Source organism: Guyparkeria sp. SB14A (assembly GCF_005096345.1).
Lineage (GTDB): Bacteria > Pseudomonadota > Gammaproteobacteria > Halothiobacillales > Halothiobacillaceae > Guyparkeria > Guyparkeria hydrothermalis.
This window is the reverse complement of the sequence record NZ_SWAW01000005.1, coordinates 109,188-128,210: the sequence shown is the minus strand read 5'-3', so window position 1 is coordinate 128,210 and position 19,023 is coordinate 109,188. Positions and strand designations below refer to the sequence as shown.

Below are 19,023 nucleotides of genomic sequence, written 5' to 3'. Positions count from 1 at the left end.
GAAGAAGCCGATTTTTTAATCAGGAACGACAGGCGCGGATTTCTCCATCGAGGCCCGGAGCACTGAACCGCTCCACGAGGAGGCCGAATAGATTGACGCAACCTGATTATCCACCACCCCACCGGGGGCTTGCGATCGGGGAGCAGGCCATAGATCGTGCCTGAAAGCCACGTCTATACTCACCCCTTTTGCCCGGAGCAGATCCCCCATGTGGCCAGAGTATTTCCTGTTTCTCCTGAAGACCCTGACGCTGGCGGTCGCCGTGATCTTCGTGGTCGCCGCGGTGATTTCCGTCGTGGCCCAGGCGCGCAACACGCAGGCGGGTGACAGCCGGCTCAAGCCGCTGAAGATCCGACGCCTCAACGACGAGATCGAGTCGCGCAGCAAGCAGTTGCGCGAGGCGCTGAAAAAACCCGACGGCGGCTGGAAGGCCAAGTGGGCCGATCTGCGCCAGCGGTTGCCCGGCGGCAAGAAGAAGGATCAGGGTGACGCGCCTGCGGCGACCGAGGACAAAACGTCCCCAGCGGCCGAGGAGAAGGGCGAGGCGGATGCGGCGCCACGCACCTTCGTGCTGCGGTTTCACGGCGACATTCGCGCCTCGGCGGTCGAGGCCCTGCGCGAGGAGGTCAGTGCCGTGTTGCAGGCGGCCGAACCGGGTCGCGACCGCGTGCTGCTGGTGCTCGACAGCCCCGGTGGCGTGGTGCCCGGCTACGGGTTGGCCGCCGCCCAGCTCGCCCGTTTGCGCAGCGCGGAGATCGAGCTGGTCGCCGTCGTCGACCGGGTCGCGGCCAGTGGTGGTTACATGATGGCGGCGGTGGCCAACCGGATCGTCGCCGCGCCGTTCGCCATCGTGGGCTCGATCGGCGTGGTGGCGCAGCTGCCCAATATCCATCGCCTCCTCAAGCGCAACGACATCGACGTCGAGCTGCACACCGCCGGGCAGTACAAGCGCACCCTGACCCTGCTGGGCGAGAACACCGAGGCCGGGCGGGAGAAGTTTCGGGAGGAGCTCGAGCAGACGCACCTGCTGTTCAAGCAGTTCCTGAACCGCTATCGCCCGCAACTGGATCTGGACAAGCTGGCCACCGGCGAGCACTGGTACGGCGAGGACGCCCTCGGTCTGGGCCTGATCGACGAGATTGGCACGAGCGACGACCTGGTACTTGCCGCGGCCGAGCAGGGCGATGCCTACGAGATCGTCCAGCCGATGAAAAAGCGCGGCCTGCTCACGCGCCTGAGCGCCTCGGCCCAGTCGGCCCTGAGCGAGTGGCGACATCCGCTCTGACTCGGTGGGTCAGTCGGCCTCGTCCGACTTGGGTTGCTCCCAGTGGAACAGCGCCAGGACCTGGCGGTAGGTGTCGGCCACGTCGCGGGCGAAATGGTCGATGGCGTGACGTCGCGCGGTGCTGACGGCCCGCTCGGCCATGGTGGCGCGCAGGCTGTCGTCCTCGATCAGCCGCTGGGTGGCCGTGGTCCAGCGCTCGATGTCCTCGGCCGTCTTGAAGCCGTTGCTTTCGTGGTTGACCACGTCGTCGATGCCGCTGGAGCGGACGGCGACCACCGGCAGGCCGGCGGCCATTGCCTCGAGGATGACCATCCCCTGGGTTTCCGACTTCGAGGCGAACACGAACGCATCCCCCAGCTGGTAGTAGCGCGCCACCTCGTCGGGTGAAACGGCCCCCACCAGGGTAACCATCGCCGTCAGGCCGAGGGCATCGATGCGCTCCTGCAGGCGCTCGTGCTCGTCGCCATCACCGATAATCAGGCAGCGGAACGGCTGGTCGCTGCGCCGACGCAACTCGTCCATTGCCGAGATCAGGAAGTCGATGTTCTTTTCCCGCGAGAGCCGCGAGACGCTCACCAGCACGCGCTCGTCCGGCTCGATGCCGTGCCTGTTGCGCAGGGCCTGGACGGCCGCGGGTTCGTCGGCCTGGAACCGGTCGAAATCGATTCCGGTCGGGTGCACGTAGATCGGGGTGGTGACGCCGATCACCCGCAGGTATTCCTCGGCCGACTCGGTCGGCACGATCACCCCATCGCAGCGGTTGGCAAAGCGACGGATGGCGGTGTGCGCGATCAGGTTGCGGAACAGCGGGCCGGGCAGCGGCACGAAGTGCGAGTAGTGCTCCAGGCGGGTGTGGTAGGTGAACACCGTCGGCACCTTCAGCCGGCGGGCATGCCATTGCGCGGCCCAGCCGAGCCAGAAGGGGTGGTGGATGTGGATCAGGTCCGGGGCGAACGCCTTCAATTCCCGCCGGATGCGCGGCGAGAGCGGGTTGGCCAGGCGGAACTCGCCGTTGCGGCCCATGCTCAAGAGCGAGGGCACGCGCACCACGTCGCGGTCATGGTCGTCCTGGTCGGCGTAGCTGGGCGCGACGATGCGTACCCGGTGGCTCAATTGCTCCAGGCCGCGGCGCAGCCGGTCGATGGAGATCGGCACCCCGCCGATGAACGGCAGATAGTTGTTGGTCACCATGGCGATCCCCAGCGGCCGGCCCGTCCAGGGCGAGGTATCCAGCTCGTAGTTCCGGTAGTAGTCGCGTTCGACGAAGATGGCGCTATAGAGCTTGATTGCCAGCAGGATCAGCAGGCCGAGCACCAGCAGGAAGTTGAGGTGGCCGACGTAGAACAGGGAATGGATGAAGAACCACAGGCTCTCGAGCGTCTTGAAGACCTGGTGCTGGCCGATGTCGAGCCGCTCGACCGTGATCGCCACCTCGCCATCGCCGGTCTTGACGTCGACGTAGTGATAGAAGCTGGTGTCGTCGTTGAGTACCAGTCCGCCGGCCCCGCCGGTGACCACGTAGCGCACCCCATCGCGTTGCTGCTCGTCGAACAGGTGCAGGTTGCTGGAGAACACCGCGTCGACCCCATGCGCGCGAAACAGCGCGTGCAGCCGGTCGCGGAAGGCCTCGTCGGTCAGGTACTGGTCGTCGAAATCGAGCGGGCTTTTCTGCGCGGTGCGGAACATCGGGTGGCCGATGAACACGAAGCGATGCGCGGCCGACGGGTCGCGCAATTGCTCCTTGAGCCAGTGCAGCTGGAAGGGGTAGGTGTCGGGGTCGGTGCTGTCGAGGAACAGGAACTGGCTGCCCCCGGCGCGAAAGCCGAAGAAGTACGGCCCGAAGTGCTCGTAGTAGTTGAACGAACCGAAGGCGCCGCTCTCCTTCTCGCCCACGGTGAGCAGGTAGGGCATGTCCAGGTGCGAGAGCGTGCGATACAGGGCGCGGTACTTGTCCTCGCCGCCGCCACTGACCGCGTTGCCCGCCGAGACCACGAAATCCGGGCCGGCGCGGTTGAGCCGCGGGATCATCTTGCGCTCGAACAGGCCGACCGAGTTGTTGATGTTGCCGACCACCGCGAAATGCAGTGCGTCATCGGCGGGGCCGTCTGCCTGGGCCTGGATGCGCTCGATCTGCTCGGCGTGGAGGGCGTGGTAGGTGCCCTCGAAGATCGAGAGATAGACCCGGTAGCCTACCAGCAGCAGGATCGCGGCCAGTGTCAGGTAGAAGGCCAGCTTGAGCCGGCGCGGTGTGAGCTTGTCCGACAACCGGCTCATGACGCGTCCCGCCGCGTGGCCGCGATCTCGCGCTGGGTGACGAACAGCCCGATCAGCATGCCGAGATAGATCGTCAATGCGCGCCAGGCGACCGTCACCAGCACCAGGTGCGAGGCGGTGACGACATCACGGAAGAAATAGCCGAACACGCCCTCGGCAATGCCCGAGGCCCCGGGCGTGGGCGAGAAGTACATGACGAAGGTGGTCATCACCATCCGACCGATCACCAGCCAGTAGTCGAACCCGTAACCCAGGGCCCAGAAGAGCAGGGCGGGGAACGAGAACAGCGCCAGCAGGAAGATGGCCGTGAAGAGGAACGAGGCGGCGATGTCGAGCTTGCGCCCCTGGAAGTAGCGCACGAAGCCGTGGGCGAAGCGCTGCAGCTCGCGCACCAGCCGATGGCGCCAGCGGTGATGTCGGCGCGGACCGATCAGATGCAGACCTCGTAGCGCCTTGAGCAGGCCCAGCATCGGTCGCAACAGCCAGTTGCTGCGCATGACCAGGATCGTGAAGAACCCCAGGTAAAGCGCGACCGACACGCTCAGGGTGATCACCAGCGAATCGCTCTGTGCCGCGCCTTCGGCGCCGGGGAGCGTGACCAGCAGGATGGGCGTGGCGCCGAAGATGAACAGCACGGCCAGTGCCGTGCGGATGGTGGTGGCCGTCAGCCCGGTGCCCACCGGCACGCCGCGCCGGCGCATGAACCAGACCTGGGCCACCCCGCCGCCGGTGGCCAGCGGCGTGATGTTGGAGACGAAGATGTTGAGAAACACCAGCCGAGCCATCGCCGTCAACGGGATCGAGTGCCCCAGCGCGCGCAGGGTGAACCACAGGCGCAGACCATCCGCGGCGAAGTAGACCAACAGCAGCGCCAGGCTTGCCAGTAATAGCTGCCAGCCGAGCAGGCGGGCATCCCAATGGATCTCGTGACCGGCGACTTGCGAGTAGACCGCCCAGATCCCGGCGGCGCTGAGTCCAATGAACAGCAATGCGAACCACGCCAGTCGGCGGCCACGAAAGGTTGGCTCGTTCTGGATCTCGAAGCGTTCGGGGTGGTGATGGGGGTCGGTCATGTCGCCTGGGGGGCTCGTCGCCGGCCCGGCCGGCTGGCGTCGGCGCGGTCGCCGAGTGTGGCAGACACAGAAAAACCCGCGCGAGGCGGGTTATCCGTGACATACATCAGTGTTGGAGGCTGGACCCGGAGTCGAACCGGGGTAAACGGATTTGCAATCCGGTGCATAGCCACTCTGCCATCCAGCCGAAATCTGGAGCGGGAAACCGGATTCGAACCGGCGACCCCAACCTTGGCAAGGTTGTGCTCTACCAGCTGAGCTATTCCCGCTTGAGGGGGCGCAATTTTCATCAGGAACCGCCCCCTTGTCAAGTCGTTCATGGGCGCGTCGTATGGCAGGTGCCGGCGAGGGCGCTCGGCCCACTTGCCCATCAGGGGTTAGTGGTGGCGCAGCCGGGCGAGCAGCCAGCGCTGCAACATGCGGTTGCGCGATTGTCGTGCCCGATTACACTCGGTACGGTCGGCCTGCAGACAGGAAGCCGGGTGGCGCGGGTCGTGCAGCTCGGCCGAACGGGCGTCGAGGTAGACCCGCACGCGCAGTGTCACGGGGCGCTGTCGCGAATCGAGTATCTCGTGGTCGGTAAAGGCAAGCTCGAGGGTGAATCGGCCGCGTTCGGTGACCCGTGCGACCACCGAGAAACCCAGGGTGAATTCGTCGCCCGGCGTCAGGCGGCGCAGGTCGCCGAGCAGGCGGCGAATCAGGATATAGTTCTGCTCGTAGAGATCCATCAACTGATCGAATGGATCGTGCTCGATGGAATGAGGAATGCCGGTGTTGAGATTCATGCCTGCCAGTGTAAGCAAGCGCCGCGCGAATAGGAATGCCGCGGGGCGAATGGTCCGCCGGGGACGCCCGGGGGCGCTCGGCACGTTCGCGGCCAGTCTGCTGCTTTCCCTGCTCACGGTCGGGGCGGCACAGGCCGATGTCTACAAGTACCGCGACGCCCAGGGCGTGGTGCACCTGACCAACGTGCCGCAGCAGTCGGCCAACGAACCCTACGCGCTCTGGCGCAAGAGCGAGGCGACCAAGCCCAAGGGTTGGCAGGACGGCTATCGGGTCATGCCGCGCCTGGTACATGACCGCTACGTCGAGCCGGTCAACCGGTTCGCCGGGCTGTACGGGGTGGACCCCACCCTGGTCCGTGCCGTGATCCACGCCGAGAGCGCCTTCCGGCCCGATGCGGTCTCGCCCAAGGGGGCCGGCGGGCTGATGCAGTTGATGCCGGCGACGGCCGCGCGCTTCGACGTGACCGACCGTTTCAATCCCGAGGACAACATTGCCGGCGGCGTCGCCTACCTGGCGTTGTTGCTGGACATGTTCCAGGGGAATCGCGAACTGGCGGTGGCCGCCTACAACGCCGGCGAGGGCGCGGTGAAGCGCTACGGCGGGATTCCGCCGTACGAGGAGACGCGCACCTACGTCAAGCGGGTCATGCAGCTGCAGGCCGCTTACGCCGGGACCGGCTAGGGCATGGCCCGTGCCGGATCGTCACCACCTGCCTCCGCGCCCGACCTGGCCGCGGAGGCCGACCGGCTGGCCGGGTTTGTCGATGGCCAGTCGGCAATCGTGCTGGCCGTCACCCCCGAGGAGCAGACCCTGCCGGAGATCGGCACCTTGCCGTTCGTGCGCCACGAGGGCGCGTTCTGGGTGCTGGCCAGTGAATTGGCTGCGCACACGCGGCCGTTGCTTAAGCGCGGCGAGGCCCGCGTCGCCCTGCTGGCCGACCAGTCGGATACCCGCAATTCCTTCGCCCGCGAGCGCGCCCACTGGGCGGCACGGGTCGAGGCCGTCGACCGAGCCGACGAGCGCTTTGCCGTGATCACCGCGGCCCTGCGTGCGCGCCACGGCAAGACGGTCGAGGTGTTGTGCGGGCTGGGAGACTTCCACCTGCTGGGTCTTCACCCCGAAGGCGGCAGTTACGTCAACGGCTTTGGCAGAGCCTTCCTGCTGGACGGGTTCTCGGTCGTCGCGCAGCGGCGGGGCTAGGGAAACTCTGCACGATTCGATGACGTCTCTGCGGGACCTCCAAGGGCCCAGATGCAAGGCGCAGTCCGCCGTGAAGGGCCGTCGCCCTTTACAAGGGCTGCAACGCCGCAGATGGGCCCTTGGAGGCCCGCCCGGACGGGGCTCGCGGGTTTGCCCGCACTCGTCGTTGCCGTCCCTCGACGGGCCCGAGTGATTGCTCTGGGCCCGTCTTCGGTCCGGCGCCTTGATTGCGAGCAAACCCGCGAGCCAGAGATGCCATCGAATCGTGCAGAGTTTCCCTAGCGCAGCAGATCGATCGCCTCGTCGATCACGCTCGCGTCGCCGGGGCGCCTCGGTGCCTGTTCGCTCAGGTGCCGGCGATAGGCGCGGGCGCCCGGGCGTCCCTGGAACAGGGTCAGGATCGGCTTGATCAGCGTGGACAGACGTGTGCCGCGGGCAAGTTCGGCGGCCGCGTAGTCGCGGTAGGCCTGCAGCGCGGCCAGGCGGTCGGTCGGCTGATTCCCATCGAACAGCGCGGCATCGATCTCGGCCAGCAGCCCGACGTTCTGGTAGGCCGCCCGGCCCACCATCACGCCGTCGACCTCGCCCAGGCCCGCCTGCATCGATGCCACCGTCGTCAGCCCGCCGTTGAGCACCACCGTCAGGTCGGGGCGTTCGCGCTTCAGGCGCGTGGCGAACTCGGGCCGCAGAGGGGGCACGTCGCGATTCTGCTTGGGCGAGAGCCCCTTGAGCCAGGCCTTGCGGCTGTGGACGAGGAACACGTTGGCACCCCCTTGATCCGCGACGATGTCGACGATTTCACGGAATTCCTCGTAGGTTTCTTGATGATCGATGCCGATGCGGCTCTTGACCGTCACGGGCACGTCGACCGCCGCGCGCATGGCCGCGACGCATTCGGCCACCAGGCCGGGTTCGGCCATCAGGCAGGCCCCGAAGGCGCCGTTCTGCACCCGGTCGCTGGGACAGCCCACGTTGAGGTTGATCTCGTCGTAGCCCCAGTCGGCACCGATTCGCGCCGCCTCGGCCAGGGCGTTCGGATCGGAGCCGCCCAGTTGCAGGGCGACCGGGTGCTCGCTTTCATCGAAACGCAGGTGGCGCTCGACGTCGCCGTGCAGCAAGGCACCCGTGGTCACCATCTCGGTGTACAGCCGCGCATGCCGGCTCAACTGGCGGGCGAGATACCGGTAATGCCGGTCGGTCCAGTCGAGCATCGGCGCCACGCAGAAGCGCCAGGGGCTGTCCGGCGAGGGCTCGCGGGTGGCGGGAATGGAGTCGCTCATGTGGTCGCAGTCCGGCGCAAAAGGTCGGCATTGTAGCGTGCCGAGGCCGGGCTTCCGGTAATCACGTCAGGGCAGCAGGGCCTTGATGATGGCACTCAACCCGGCGATCGCTGCGATGCCGAGGATGATCGGGCGCAGGGCGCCGAACGGGATGCGGTTGACCAGGTGCCCGGAGGCGAGAAACCCGATCAGGGTGCCGGGCAGCAACGCGGCGAACAGCCACCATTCCCGCGGGCCGATAAAGCCGGAGAAGAACAGGGCCACGGCGCTTGCCAGGCTCGCGAACAGGAAGAAGGCCGAGAGGTTGGCACGCACCACCGGGCCCTTTTCGTTCTGGTAGATCAGGGCGATCGGCGGGCCGCCCACGGCGGTGATCGTGCCCATGTAGCCCGAGGCGGCCCCGGCGATGACCGAATTGCGCGGATTCAGCGTCGGGTGGATGCCGATAACGCTCAAGGTTACGGCGAGCAGGATCAGGATGCCGAAGGCCAGCTCGAAGCCCTTGGGCGTGAGCATGGCCAGGGTCACCACGGCCAGGAGCGTGCCGACAATATCGCCGCCGATGGCGAAGCGCACCGGGCGGAAGCTCAGGCTCGCGCGACTGCGCCACAGGATCAGCACGGTCAGCAACACGGCGTTGAGGATCAGAGGGCCGGGCAGGAGCAGCGGGCTGATCAGGAACAGCAGTGGGGCCGAGAGGGTGCCGATGCCGTAGCCGGCCAGCCCCTGCAGGAAGGCGCCGGCGAAGATCGCGAGGTTGGCCAGCAGCAGCTGAAGAAGGGTGATGTCGTCCACGGGGCCTCGCGAGGGGCTGACAACGAAAAATCCCCGGCGGGGCCGGGGATGACGGAACCGTTGGTCCATGGGACCAATGGCGGGTTGGTTCAGGCGTAGGTGTTGATCTGGCCGCCGACCGGACCATTGCTGGCCGCGGTGCTGGTCTGGCCGCCGCTCTCGCCGATCGAGTCGATCAGCGGCGCCATCGCCTGTTCCTGCGTTTCCATCGCTTGTTTCTGTACGCGCACGCCCACTTCCTGTGTCAGCTGTGCGTTTGCCATGGCAGTTTGCATGCTGCCGGCGGCGGATACCGAGTCGGCCATGCTGCCTCCTCCGTCGAAACGTGTGTTTATGCACGCATCACAAGTCGTGAACACGTCCAGCGCACGTTCAGTGTACGCTCCCCGACCGATAATTTCACCCTTGCTGAAATGGCGCCACGGCGCGCTTTCATAAGGTTCTGCTTATTTACGTGGGCAGGCTAAAGATTCGCCTGCCTCGGCCGAAAAACCGGTCGAAACGTGGAGCAGAGTTTCCCTAGCAAGTCATCGGTCTCAAGGAGTCACAATGAACCGGTTGAACAACACCACCAAGATCCTCCTGGCGTTTGCCGTGTCCGCCGTGCTGTTTATCGGCGCGCTGGGCTACGCGCTGATCCAGATGGATTCGATCTCTGAGCAGTACCTGCAGGTTCAGCAGCAGGATAATGCGCGCGTCGAGGCGTTGCAGGACATCATGAGCAACGGCCTGTTGGGTGGTGTGGCGACGCGCAACAAGGTCTTCCGTCCCAACCTCGAGGCGGCGATCAAGGTTACCGGCAAGACCGACGAGGTGGTGCGCGCCGCCCTGGTCGAGGCCCGCTCGCTGACCTCCGCGGACAATGCCGAGGCCCAGGGCCTGCTCGATGACATCGAGGCGCGTTGGGAGCGCGTGATGGCCGCGCGCCTGGCGGTCTTCGACCAGGTTGATGCCGGCAACATCGAACGCGCCCAGCAGATCCTGGTGCAGGACGAGCACCCGGACTGGCAGCAGATCCGCAAGAACATCCAGTCGCTGATCGCCACAGCCAAGGCGCGCGAGGACGCGCGTACCGAGGCGGCCGAGGAGCACATGCTCGAGGCACGAGCCGCCACGCTGGTGATCGGTGCCGTGGCGCTGGGCGTGGGCATCTTCCTGCTGGTGCTGGTGATGGCGAACTTCACCCGGCGTATCCACCACGTGATTGGCGCGATGGAGGACATCGCCGAGGGCGAGGGCGACCTGACCCGCCGGCTGCCGGTGACCGGCAACGACGAGTTCGCCAAGCTTTCGCGCGGCTTCAACCGCTTCGTCGAGCGCATCCACGACCTGGTGCGCGAGATCACCGACTCGACCGGCCAGCTGGCCGCCTCGGCCGAGGAGATGTCGATGATTACCCAGCAGTCGCGGGCGAGCACCCACGAACAGAACGAGCAGACCCAGATGGTGGCCTCGGCGATCGAGGAGCTGACCGCCACCACGCGCGAGATCGCCGAGAACACCAACCAGACGGCCAGTGCCTCGAACGAGACCGAGGAGGTCACGCACAACGGCCAACAGGCACTCAAGCGCTCGATGGATACGGTCCACGAGCTGATGGGCTCGATGCGCAATACCGCCGAGTCGATCGGCGAGCTCGAGTCGCAGACCAAGGACATCGGCAAGGTGCTCGACGTGATCCAGGGGGTCGCCGAGCAGACCAACCTCCTGGCGCTGAATGCGGCAATCGAGGCCGCCCGCGCCGGCGAGCAGGGTCGGGGCTTCGCGGTGGTCGCCGAGGAGGTGCGCAACCTGGCCAGCCGCACGCAGCAGTCGACCGAGGAGATCAAGGGCATCATCGACGGGCTGCGCGACCGGGCGCACGAGACGGTCGAGGCGATGGAGGTCAGCCAGTCGCAGGGCGAGGCGACGCTCGAGGCGGTCAACGAGACCGACGAGTCCCTCGGGGCGGTGGTGCGCCACGTCAATCACATCAACGAGATGACCATGCAGATCGCCACCGCCGCCGAGGAGCAGTCGGCCACCGTCGAGGAGGTCAACCGCAACCTCGAGCGCATCCGTGCCAAGAGCGAGGAGCTCGACGATGCCTCACAGCAGGTGTCCACCGCCGGTGGCGATCTCACCCGGCTGTCGTCGAATCTCGACGGGCTGGTCAACCGCTTCAAGACCTGAGGCGGTATGGGGTGACCCACGCAGAAAGGCCGGCACGATGCCGGCCTTTTTCGTTGGGCTGCTAGGGAAACTCTGCACGAATGCCATGCCGCTCTGGCCTGGCGAGTCGTTCGTGATCAAGGCGCGATGTCGCCGGCGTGCCGGTGGCCACGTCAAGACATCGCAACGCCGAGCACGGGCGACTCGCCAGGCCCCGCAGGGCGCGCCTTGAGCCGGGCATCTGCTGCGTTGTCGTCCTTGGAAAGAGAATGACTCTTCCGCGGCGGACGAGCGCCTTGCACCTGCCCGGCTCAAGGCACGCAGAGCGGTATGGCATTCGTGCAGAGTTTCCCTAGTCAGGCGACTCGCTGCCGGGTGATCAGAGCGGGCCGCGGACCAGGCGGTTGATCAGCGGCAGGCGGCGCCAGAGGCTGGGGCGGGTATCGGTGAGATCGCGACAGGTCTCGCACTGGCCGGCGCGCGGGCGGCGCGTGGTCAGGGGTTCGATGCGCATGGGCGAGGGGCCGCGTCCCGGCTCCCAGGCCGAGACGGGTTCCTCGTGGATCATCACGTCGGCACCCGGGAAGGTGCGCAGCAGCCGGGCCTCGACCTCGTCCCCGATCTGGTGGGCGCGATTGAGATCGATGTGATTGTCGAGGTAGAGGTACAGCTGGATGATCATGGTGCGCCCGGCCAGCCGGGTGCGGATCTGGTCGACCGCGTGCACCGACGGGTGCGCGGTGGCGATCTGGGCCACCCGCATCTCGGTGCCGTCGAGCACCTCGCGGTCCATCAGCTGGTCGAGCGACTCGCGGCCAAGCTTCCAGGCGCTGTAGAGGACGAACACGCCCACCGCGGCGGCGAACGCCGGGTCGAGCCACACCACGCCGTAGCCGGCAAGGATCAGCACGGCGATGGTCGAGGCGTTGACCAGGAAGTCCATGGTGTAGTGCGCCGCGTCCGCCTTGATCGCCGGCGAGCGGGTCTTGGCGATCACGTAGCGCTGGAAGCTCACCAGCGCGAGGGTGGCGACCATCGAGAAGATCATCACGCCCACGCCCCAGTCGATCGCGGAAAGCTCCTGCGGTCGGATCAGGCGCTGCAACGCCTGGATCATCAGGAAGACGCCCGAACCGGCGATGAAGGTCGCCTGGGCCAGCGCGGCGAGCGGCTCGGCCTTGCCGTGCCCGTAACGATGGTCCTCGTCGGGCGGTTGCAGGGCGATCCGTACCGCCACCAGCGTGACCAGCGAGGCGAGTAGGTCCATGGTCGAGTCGATCAGCGAGGCCAGCAGGCTCACCGAATTGGTGGTGATGCTCGCCGCGAGCTTGAGCGCGATCAGTGTCAGGGCCAGTGTCACCGACGCGGTGGTGACCATGCGCAGCAGCTGGGCGTGGGGATTGGACATGGGGTGATCGCCGCCTAGTCAGGGTCGATACGGTGCCGGCGGGGCGAAGCGTCGCTGATTCGCCGCCGGAAAGTTAGTCGGGACTAATACCGAACTGGATTGGTCCCATTTTACTGCACCCCGCCGCCGTCCGCCAGTCCGGCACGCTCAGCACCTTCCCTCGGTGTTCGCGAGGCCGACCTCAAGGGCTTGATCGTCGGGTGCCGTGCGCGGGATGGCTCGCTCATGGCGCTTTGGGGCCTTGACCGGCTCGTCTACCATCGTGCTACCGCCGTCGTCGCCGGGGATCCCCGGGCGATGGCCTCGAATGCAACGCGCGACAGGTGATGAGCCATGACACCCCGGCCTCCACGTTTTCGGTTGATCTCTTCATGAGCGACGAGCAGCGGCAATCCCGAACGCTCGCCGGCTGCCCGGTCACGCGCATCGGCATCACCGGCCTGTCGGGGGCCGGCAAGTCGACCCTGATCACGGCCATTATCAATCACCTGGAGAATGCCCGTCGCGGCGCGCTCGCCGAGCAGGCGGGGCTTGCCGCCATCCGTCACGGTCGCTGGCACCGCGAGATCGAGCGCGCCTTCGACTACGACCACGCCTTGACCGCGTTGACCGGCCAGCCACCGAGCTGGCCCGAGTCGACCCGCGACTGGTCGATCGCCCGACTGACCCTGGACTACGATCGGCGCTGGTACTCGTTGCGGCCGCGACGCCGCTGCCTGGAGCTGTTCGACTACCCGGGCGAATGGCTGCTCGATCTCTCCCTGCTCGACTGGTCGTTTGCCGAGTACAGCGCCCACTGGACCGACTGGCTGGCACGCAGTCCGCGCCGGGCGATCGCCCCGGGGCTGCTCGAGGACTTGCAGGCGATCGATCCGGCCGCGCCGGTCGACCCCGAGCAGCTGGCGTCACTTGCCGGGCGCTGGTCGATGATGCTGGCCGACAGCCGGCTGCCGCCGCATCGCCTGTCACGCAACCTCCCCGGGCGCTGGCTGATGCCGGGCGAGGGCTTCGACCCGGACGCCATGCCATTCCTGCCACTGCCGAGCGTGGTGGCGGAGCCCTCGGAGGACTATCCCGAGGGCTCCTGGGGCAAGGTCTGTCAGCGCCATTTCGCCTATTACCGCGACCGGATCGCGCGGCCATTCTTCGAATCGCACTTCGGTCGGCTGGATGCGCAGGTCATCCTGGTCGACCTGCTCGGCGCGCTGCGCAGCGGCCGGTCGGCGCTGGCGGACATGCGCGCGGCGCTGGAATCGATCCTCGAGCCGTTCCGCTACCGCGAGGGGCACTGGCTGGGCAACCTGTTCACGCGCCGCATTCGCCGGGTGGCGATCGTCGCCACGCAGATCGATCACCTGCTGCCCGCCGATCAGGCCCGTCTCACCCGCCTGCTCGACAGTTATCTGTTCGAGCTGACCCAGCGGCTGGCCGGCAAGGACATCGAGCTGCGCCTGTTCGCCGTCTCGGCGGTGACCGCCGCCCAGCCGCGCGAGGATGCCCGCGGTCGCCCCATGCTGGTGGGTACCGAGAAGAGCTCGCGGCAGAAGATCGCCTTTACCCCGCCGACCATCCCCGAGCAGATGCCGCATGACCTGGATCTTGCCATCGACGACCTGCCGACGCTGGCGCCGCCGGCCGGGCTGGATCGGGCCCGGGCCTTCCCCGGCCGTCGGGTCGATGCCCTGCTCGACTTCCTGATCGGCGAGTCCTGATCCATGACGCCATTTACCCCTAAGGGCCTGCAATGAACGACGAGCAACCACCGCGCGGCGGCCATCTGGCCACCCGCATCCACGCGCAGGGCGACTCGGTGCCCGATGTCGATACCGAGGCGCTGTACGACGAGGAATCGTCCGAGGACGTCGCCGACCTGATCGAACCGCGCCGCGGTGTTCCCTGGGTGGCGACCCTGCTGGGCGTGGTGGCGATCACCTGGATCACCATCAACTGGCTGCAGGCAATCTGGTGGGCGCACGCCACGCACCCGGCCCTGGGCTGGGTGATCTTCGCCATCGGCGTGGGCGTCGGCGGGGCCGGTCTGGCCCTGATCTGGCGGGCCTGGCGCCAGCGGCATCACATCGATGCGATCACCCACCTCAACCGCCGGCTGGCCGAGGCCGAGCGCGAGGGCGAGATGGGCCAGTCGGTGGTCGAGCTGCGCGAGGCGGCCGAGCACCTGCTCGCCGACAACCCGCAACGGCGGACCTTCGAGGAAAACCTGCTCGGCATCGATGCCGGCAGCCACGCCACCGAGCTGGTGGTGGCCCTCGAGCGGGGTTACGCCGAGCAGGATGCCCGGGCCCGGGCGCTGATCCATCGCGAAGTGGTGCGTACCGGCCTGTTCATTGCCGCCAGCCCCTATCCCGCGCTCGACCTGCTGCTGGTGGCCTGGCGCAACGCGCGGATGGTCAATGCCATTGCCGGCATCTACGGGTTGACGCTCTCCTTCCCGGCCCGCTGGCGCCTCTACCGGATGATCCTGCAGAACATGGCCTTCGCCTCGGCCACCGAGACCGTTCTCGATTCGGCCAGCGAGGGCTGGGCCGCCAACCTGATGGTCAACCTCGGCGCCCGGGCCGGCCAGGGCGTGGCCGTGGCGTTGTATTCGCTGCGCATCGGCCGCCAGGCCATGCGGGCCTCGCGCATCGCCCCGGAGCACAAGCCCCTGGTCGATCGCAATCTGGCGAAACTGATCCTCGGCGCGATCCGCGAGCGTTCGTCCGGGACGCGTTAGCCACCAACGATCGGGAGGGCGGGCATGGAACAGCGGTTGAGCGTGATCACCCTGGGGGTGGCCGACCTGGCCCGCTCGCGGGCCTTCTACGAGACGGGGCTGGGCTGGTCGGTCGGTCAGGCGGCCGAGTCGGTGGTGTTCTTCCAGCTCAACGGCATGGTGCTGGCGCTCTATCCACGCGAGGCACTCGCCGCCGATGCCGGGGTCCCGTCCCAGGGCAGCGGCTTTGCCGGGTTTTCCCTGGCACACAACGTGCGCCGGCGAGACGAGGTCGATCACGTGCTGGCCGAGGCCGAACGGGCCGGTGGGCGGGTCGTCAAGCCCGCGCAGGAGACATTCTGGGGCGGCTACTCGGGGTACGTTGCCGACCCGGACGGGCATCTCTGGGAGGTGGCCCATAACCCGTTCTGGGCGATGGACGCGGCGGGCAGCGTGTCGCTGGCAACAGGAGAGGGCGTGTGATGATGGCGGAGAGCAGGCGGTGGCTGCTGACGGGCGGCACCGTGCTGGTGTTCGTCGCCTTGCTGCTCTCGGGCATCGATCCCCACGATCGCGCTACCTGGGTGCTTGAAGTCGCCCCGGCGGTGATCGCGCTGCCGATCCTGTGGTTCACCCGCCGGCAATTCCCGCTTACCGCGCTGCTCTACGTGCTGATTTTCCTGCACGCCCTGGTGTTGATCTACGGCGGGGCCTACACCTATGCCCGCGTGCCGTTGGGCTTCGAGATCCAGGCCTGGCTCGACCTTGCCCGCAATCCCTACGACAAGATCGGGCATGTGTTTCAGGGGGTGGTGCCGGCCTTGCTGGCCCGTGAAATCCTGATTCGCGGCCGGTTTGCCCGTGGCACCTGGATGGTCGGTTTTCTCGCGATCTGCGTGGCGGTGACGGTGAGCGCCGTCTACGAGCTGATCGAGTGGGGCGTGGCCGTGGTCGCCGGGGGCGGGGCGGTCGAGTTTCTCGGCACGCAGGGCGATCCCTGGGATGCCCAGTCGGACATGGCCTTTGCCCTGCTGGGTGCGCTGGTGGCGATCACCGCCTTCGGTCGGTGGCATGACCGGCAAATCGGGCGACTGGCCGGACGCCGTGGCCGAACCCCGACCGTTATTTGAGCTGGCGGGCGATGTCCATGGCCGCGTAGGTGAGTACGCCGTCGGCGCCGGCGCGCTTGAAGCCGACCAGGGTTTCCATGATGCACTTGTCCCAGTCGAGCCAGCCGCGCTCGGCGGCGGCCTTGAGCATCGCGTACTCGCCGGAGACGTGGTAGGCGAAGGTTGGGGCCTTGAGTTCCTGTTTCACCCGGGAGATGACGTCCAGGTACGGCATGCCCGGCTTGACCATTACCATGTCCGCGCCCTCGGCGAGATCCGCGGCCACTTCGTGCAAGGCCTCGTTGCCGTTGGCCGGATCCATCTGGTAGGTGGTCTTGTCGGCCTTGCCCAGGTTCGCCGCCGAGCCGACGGCGTCGCGGAACGGGCCGTAGAAGGCGGAGGCGTACTTCGCGCTGTAGGCCATGATGCGGGTATGGATGTGGCCCTTGGCCTCGAGGTTCGCGCGGATCGCGCCGATGCGCCCGTCCATCATGTCCGAGGGCGCGACGATGTCGGCACCGGCCGCGGCGTGGGATTCGGCCTGGCGAACCAGCACCTCGACGGTCTCGTCGTTGAGCACGTAGCCGGTCGCGTCGATGATGCCGTCCTGGCCGTGGGTGGTGTAGGGGTCGAGCGCCACGTCGGTCATGATGCCGAGTTCGGGAAAGCGTTCCTTGAGTGCCCGCACGGTGCGCTGGACCAGCCCGTCCGGGTCGAAGGCCGCCTCGGCCTGTTCGGATTTCGCCTCCGGTGGGGTGACCGGGAACAGCGCGAGCACCGGGATACCCAGCTCCAGCGCCTGCTCGGCCAGCCGCGACAGGTTCTCGATCCCGAGGCGCTCGACGCCGGGCATCGACTCCACCGGCTCCCGCCCGTTCGGGTCCTCGAGCACGAACACCGGCAGGATCAGGTCGTTGCTCGAGACCGTGTGCTCCTGCATCAGCCGGCGGCTGAAGGCGTCACGGCGCATGCGGCGCGGGCGATGGGCGGGGAAGGCGCGCGAGAACGTCATGGACGGCTCCGGTTGGCGTTGCTGAATGAAGGCCCGTTAGGATAGCAAAAGGGTCTCGTCGCTCGTGGCGAGGCAAGCGACAAGCAGGAGGGAGGCATGTACGAGTTCACGTTTCTGACGCCGGATCGCGGCGCGGGATTCGTCAAGCGGCTCGAGGCCGAGGGGCTGTCGGTCTCCGTCTCGCGCGACCCGATGGCCGAGGAGGCCACGACCATCTCGATTCCCGATGACATCAGCGATGAGCTGGTCGACCGGATCGAGGGCTGGTACGAGGAGGAAACGCAGGCGGCCGAGGCCGAGTTGTTTCGTGACGGCCGGGCAGAGGCCGCCATTTCCGCGGGCGTATGGGTGACGCTGGCGGACGGCCGGTCGAGCTTCGCCCCGATCGAGCCCTCGATCATGAGCCGGATGCTGTCGGTCCTGAGCCCGGATGAGGTGGGCGAGTTCGTCGACCGGGTGGCGAAAGCGGTCGAGTGCCCCGACGACACCCCCGCCTGCGCCCGTCGCGAGGATTGAAAGCCGGCGAACGAATCGCAAGGCGTTGTTTTCCCAGCAACGCGAGGTGATTGATGGCCTACTCTTGACTTGAGGGAGCGGCAGTCTCCCTCGGCCCGATTGGCCGCCGCGATGCGTCGCCGGCGCTCATTCGGGCGCGCTTAGCGCAACGACGAGAGGTGGTCGCCATGAAACGCCAGATCCTTCCCGCCCGGACACTCGCGGTGCCGGCCTTCCTGTTGTGGTTCGCCCTGTTTGGGTTCGCCTCGGTCGGGTCCCTGCTGGGCGCCTCCTCGGCCTGGGCGCAGGCCAAGGTCGCCACGCCCGACTACGAGCCGCCGAGGGTGGTCTACGACTTCTACCTCGACGATCCGGCCAAGATCAACGCCGCCCTGTACTGGGTGCGCTCGCTGATCAACCCGCTGCAGGCCAGTCCGTACAACATGGACCCGATGCTCGACATGGAGATCGTGGTGATCATCCACGGCACCGAGATCGTCACCGTGGCCAAGAAGAACGAGGCGAAGTACGAGGACGCGGTCGCCCGCATGCGCTACTACGCCAACCTCGGGGTGGATTTCCACGTCTGCGGTCTGGCCGCCGAGGACTACGACTACGACCGCGAGGACTTCCAGGACTTCATTACCCTGGTGCCGTCGGCCTTCACCGACCTGGTCCATTACCAGCAGCAGGGCTACGCGGTGATCAAGCCCGAGGTGTTCGTACGCACGCAGTCGATCGAATCGATGCGCTGACGGTCGTCGTGCCGGGTTTTGCCGTATCCTTGGGGCACGCTTGAGAGTCCCGAGGAAACCGTTTTGGACCCGCATCAGATCCGCTCGCTCGACGAACTCGAGTCCCTGTTCGACACGCCCGGCGAGGCGGCGATCAAGAAGGAGGTCGACCGCCTCGTGCCGGTCTACCGCCGGCTGATCGAGGCCTCGCCGTTCTTTGTTCTGGCCACCCACGGGGCCGGCGGGCTGGACTGCTCGCCGCGCGGTGACCCGGCCGGCTTTGTCGAGGTGCTCGACGAGCGGCGCATCGCGCTGCCCGAACGCCGCGGCAACAACCGCATCGACAGTCTGCGCAACCTGGTCGAGGATCCGCGCATCGGGCTTTTGTTCCTGGTGCCCGGCAAGAACGAGACGCTGCGCGTCAACGGTCGGGCGCGGATCACCACCGACCCGACCCTGCTCGAGCGGACCGCCATGAAGGGCAAGCCGCCGCAGTGCGTCATCGTGGTCGAGATCGAGACGGTCTACTTCCAGTGCGCCCGGGCGTTGCTGCGCGCGGGTCTCTGGGACCCGGACAGCCGGACGCTGGCCGCACGGACGCCGAGTGCCGGCGAGATGCTCGCCGGGGTGCCCGACTCCGGCATCGAGGCGGCGGTCTACGATGACGGGCTCGACGAGCGCCAGGCCCGCACGCTCTACTGATTGAGC

Annotated in this window: 19 protein-coding genes and 2 tRNA genes; 11 read left to right on the top strand and 10 right to left on the bottom strand. The window is 67.2% G+C overall.

The genetic code is table 11. From position 1 onward, the window contains the following. The first annotated feature begins 208 nt into the window (after positions 1–208). Positions 209–1,285 (top strand): protease SohB, encoded by a 1,077-nt coding sequence (sohB, locus tag FAZ79_RS03885; RefSeq protein WP_136866665.1) that lies wholly within the window; start codon positions 209–211, stop codon positions 1,283–1,285. Positions 1,286–1,294: 9 nt separating this feature from the next. Here sohB and FAZ79_RS03880 read toward each other — a convergent pair whose 3' ends face one another. The 5 genes from FAZ79_RS03880 to FAZ79_RS03860 form a co-directional block, all read right to left on the bottom strand. After that, positions 1,295–3,559, bottom strand: a complete 2,265-nt coding sequence (locus FAZ79_RS03880; RefSeq protein ID WP_136866664.1) for a glycosyltransferase — start codon at positions 3,557–3,559, stop codon at positions 1,295–1,297. After that, complete coding sequence (locus FAZ79_RS03875; RefSeq protein WP_136866663.1) at positions 3,556–4,632, bottom strand: lysylphosphatidylglycerol synthase transmembrane domain-containing protein; 1,077 nt, start codon at positions 4,630–4,632, stop codon at positions 3,556–3,558. Before FAZ79_RS03875 ends, FAZ79_RS03880 begins: the two co-directional genes overlap by 4 nt. 113 nt (positions 4,633–4,745) lie before the next feature. After that, positions 4,746–4,819, bottom strand: a tRNA-Cys gene (locus FAZ79_RS03870). 6 nt (positions 4,820–4,825) lie between these two features. After that, positions 4,826–4,901: transfer RNA gene (locus FAZ79_RS03865), tRNA-Gly, on the bottom strand. A 108-nt stretch (positions 4,902–5,009) separates the two neighbouring features. Beyond that, positions 5,010–5,417 (bottom strand): DUF1249 domain-containing protein, encoded by a 408-nt coding sequence (locus FAZ79_RS03860; RefSeq protein WP_136866662.1) that lies wholly within the window; start codon positions 5,415–5,417, stop codon positions 5,010–5,012. On the opposite strand from FAZ79_RS03860, the gene FAZ79_RS03855 reads away from it, so the two are divergent. Both FAZ79_RS03855 and FAZ79_RS03850 read left to right on the top strand, forming a co-directional pair. Beyond that, a complete protein-coding gene (locus FAZ79_RS03855) occupies positions 5,416–6,099 on the top strand; it encodes a transglycosylase SLT domain-containing protein (RefSeq protein ID WP_247709484.1) in 684 nt (227 codons plus the stop codon). The genes FAZ79_RS03860 and FAZ79_RS03855 overlap by 2 nt on opposite strands. Positions 6,100–6,102: 3 nt before the next feature. Beyond that, the gene (locus tag FAZ79_RS03850) at positions 6,103–6,618 is read left to right on the top strand and encodes a HugZ family protein (protein WP_136866660.1); all 516 of its coding nucleotides are present in this window, start codon (positions 6,103–6,105) and stop codon (positions 6,616–6,618) included. Positions 6,619–6,896: 278 nt separating this feature from the next. On the opposite strand, the gene dusA is transcribed toward FAZ79_RS03850, so the two are convergent. From dusA to FAZ79_RS03835, 3 genes are all read right to left on the bottom strand, one after another. Then, positions 6,897–7,898: a tRNA dihydrouridine(20/20a) synthase DusA gene (gene dusA, locus FAZ79_RS03845; RefSeq protein ID WP_136866659.1), complete on the bottom strand. Its 1,002-nt coding sequence runs from the start codon at positions 7,896–7,898 to the stop codon at positions 6,897–6,899. Positions 7,899–7,964: 66 nt separating this feature from the next. Further along, the gene (locus FAZ79_RS03840; RefSeq protein WP_136866658.1) at positions 7,965–8,693 is read right to left on the bottom strand and encodes a sulfite exporter TauE/SafE family protein; all 729 of its coding nucleotides are present in this window, start codon (positions 8,691–8,693) and stop codon (positions 7,965–7,967) included. Positions 8,694–8,782: 89 nt separating this feature from the next. Then, positions 8,783–8,998, bottom strand: a complete 216-nt coding sequence (locus tag FAZ79_RS03835) for a YjfB family protein (RefSeq protein WP_136866657.1) — start codon at positions 8,996–8,998, stop codon at positions 8,783–8,785. Between the two features lie 244 nt (positions 8,999–9,242). Here FAZ79_RS03835 and FAZ79_RS03830 point away from each other — a divergent pair, with 244 nt between their 5' ends. Beyond that, on the top strand, positions 9,243–10,865 hold the full coding sequence (locus tag FAZ79_RS03830; protein WP_136866656.1) for a methyl-accepting chemotaxis protein: 1,623 nt from the start codon (positions 9,243–9,245) through the stop codon (positions 10,863–10,865). Positions 10,866–11,223: 358 nt separating this feature from the next. Here the strand turns inward: FAZ79_RS03830 and FAZ79_RS03825 are convergent, their stop codons facing one another. Next, positions 11,224–12,252 (bottom strand): cation diffusion facilitator family transporter, encoded by a 1,029-nt coding sequence (locus FAZ79_RS03825; protein WP_169303561.1) that lies wholly within the window; start codon positions 12,250–12,252, stop codon positions 11,224–11,226. A 371-nt stretch (positions 12,253–12,623) separates the two neighbouring features. Here FAZ79_RS03825 and FAZ79_RS03820 point away from each other — a divergent pair, with 371 nt between their 5' ends. The 4 genes from FAZ79_RS03820 to FAZ79_RS03805 are packed head-to-tail and all read left to right on the top strand — an operon-like array spanning position 12,624 to position 16,095. After that, positions 12,624–13,964, top strand: coding sequence for a YcjX family protein (locus tag FAZ79_RS03820; protein ID WP_169303560.1), 1,341 nt, complete (start codon positions 12,624–12,626; stop codon positions 13,962–13,964). 32 nt (positions 13,965–13,996) lie between these two features. Next, positions 13,997–14,986: a DUF697 domain-containing protein gene (locus FAZ79_RS03815; protein WP_136866654.1), complete on the top strand. Its 990-nt coding sequence runs from the start codon at positions 13,997–13,999 to the stop codon at positions 14,984–14,986. 24 nt (positions 14,987–15,010) lie between these two features. Next, positions 15,011–15,448, top strand: a complete 438-nt coding sequence (locus tag FAZ79_RS03810) for a VOC family protein (protein WP_136866653.1) — start codon at positions 15,011–15,013, stop codon at positions 15,446–15,448. Continuing rightward, entirely contained in the window at positions 15,448–16,095 is a 648-nt protein-coding gene (locus FAZ79_RS03805) for a DUF2238 domain-containing protein (protein WP_136866652.1), read from the top strand. The genes FAZ79_RS03810 and FAZ79_RS03805 overlap by 1 nt, the downstream gene beginning before the upstream one ends. Here FAZ79_RS03805 and hemB read toward each other — a convergent pair. After that, positions 16,088–17,086, bottom strand: a complete 999-nt coding sequence (gene hemB / locus FAZ79_RS03800; RefSeq protein WP_136866651.1) for a porphobilinogen synthase — start codon at positions 17,084–17,086, stop codon at positions 16,088–16,090. The genes FAZ79_RS03805 and hemB overlap by 8 nt on opposite strands. 96 nt (positions 17,087–17,182) lie before the next feature. Between hemB and FAZ79_RS03795 the strand changes: the two genes are divergently transcribed. The 3 genes from FAZ79_RS03795 to FAZ79_RS03785 all read left to right on the top strand — a co-directional run bounded on the left by FAZ79_RS03795 (position 17,183) and on the right by FAZ79_RS03785 (position 19,017). Continuing rightward, positions 17,183–17,602: a hypothetical protein gene (locus FAZ79_RS03795; RefSeq protein WP_136866650.1), complete on the top strand. Its 420-nt coding sequence runs from the start codon at positions 17,183–17,185 to the stop codon at positions 17,600–17,602. Between the two features lie 167 nt (positions 17,603–17,769). Next, the gene (locus FAZ79_RS03790; protein ID WP_136866649.1) at positions 17,770–18,336 is read left to right on the top strand and encodes a DsrE family protein; all 567 of its coding nucleotides are present in this window, start codon (positions 17,770–17,772) and stop codon (positions 18,334–18,336) included. A 63-nt stretch (positions 18,337–18,399) separates the two neighbouring features. Then, on the top strand, positions 18,400–19,017 hold the full coding sequence (locus FAZ79_RS03785) for a pyridoxamine 5'-phosphate oxidase family protein (protein ID WP_136866648.1): 618 nt from the start codon (positions 18,400–18,402) through the stop codon (positions 19,015–19,017). Positions 19,018–19,023 lie beyond the last annotated feature (6 nt).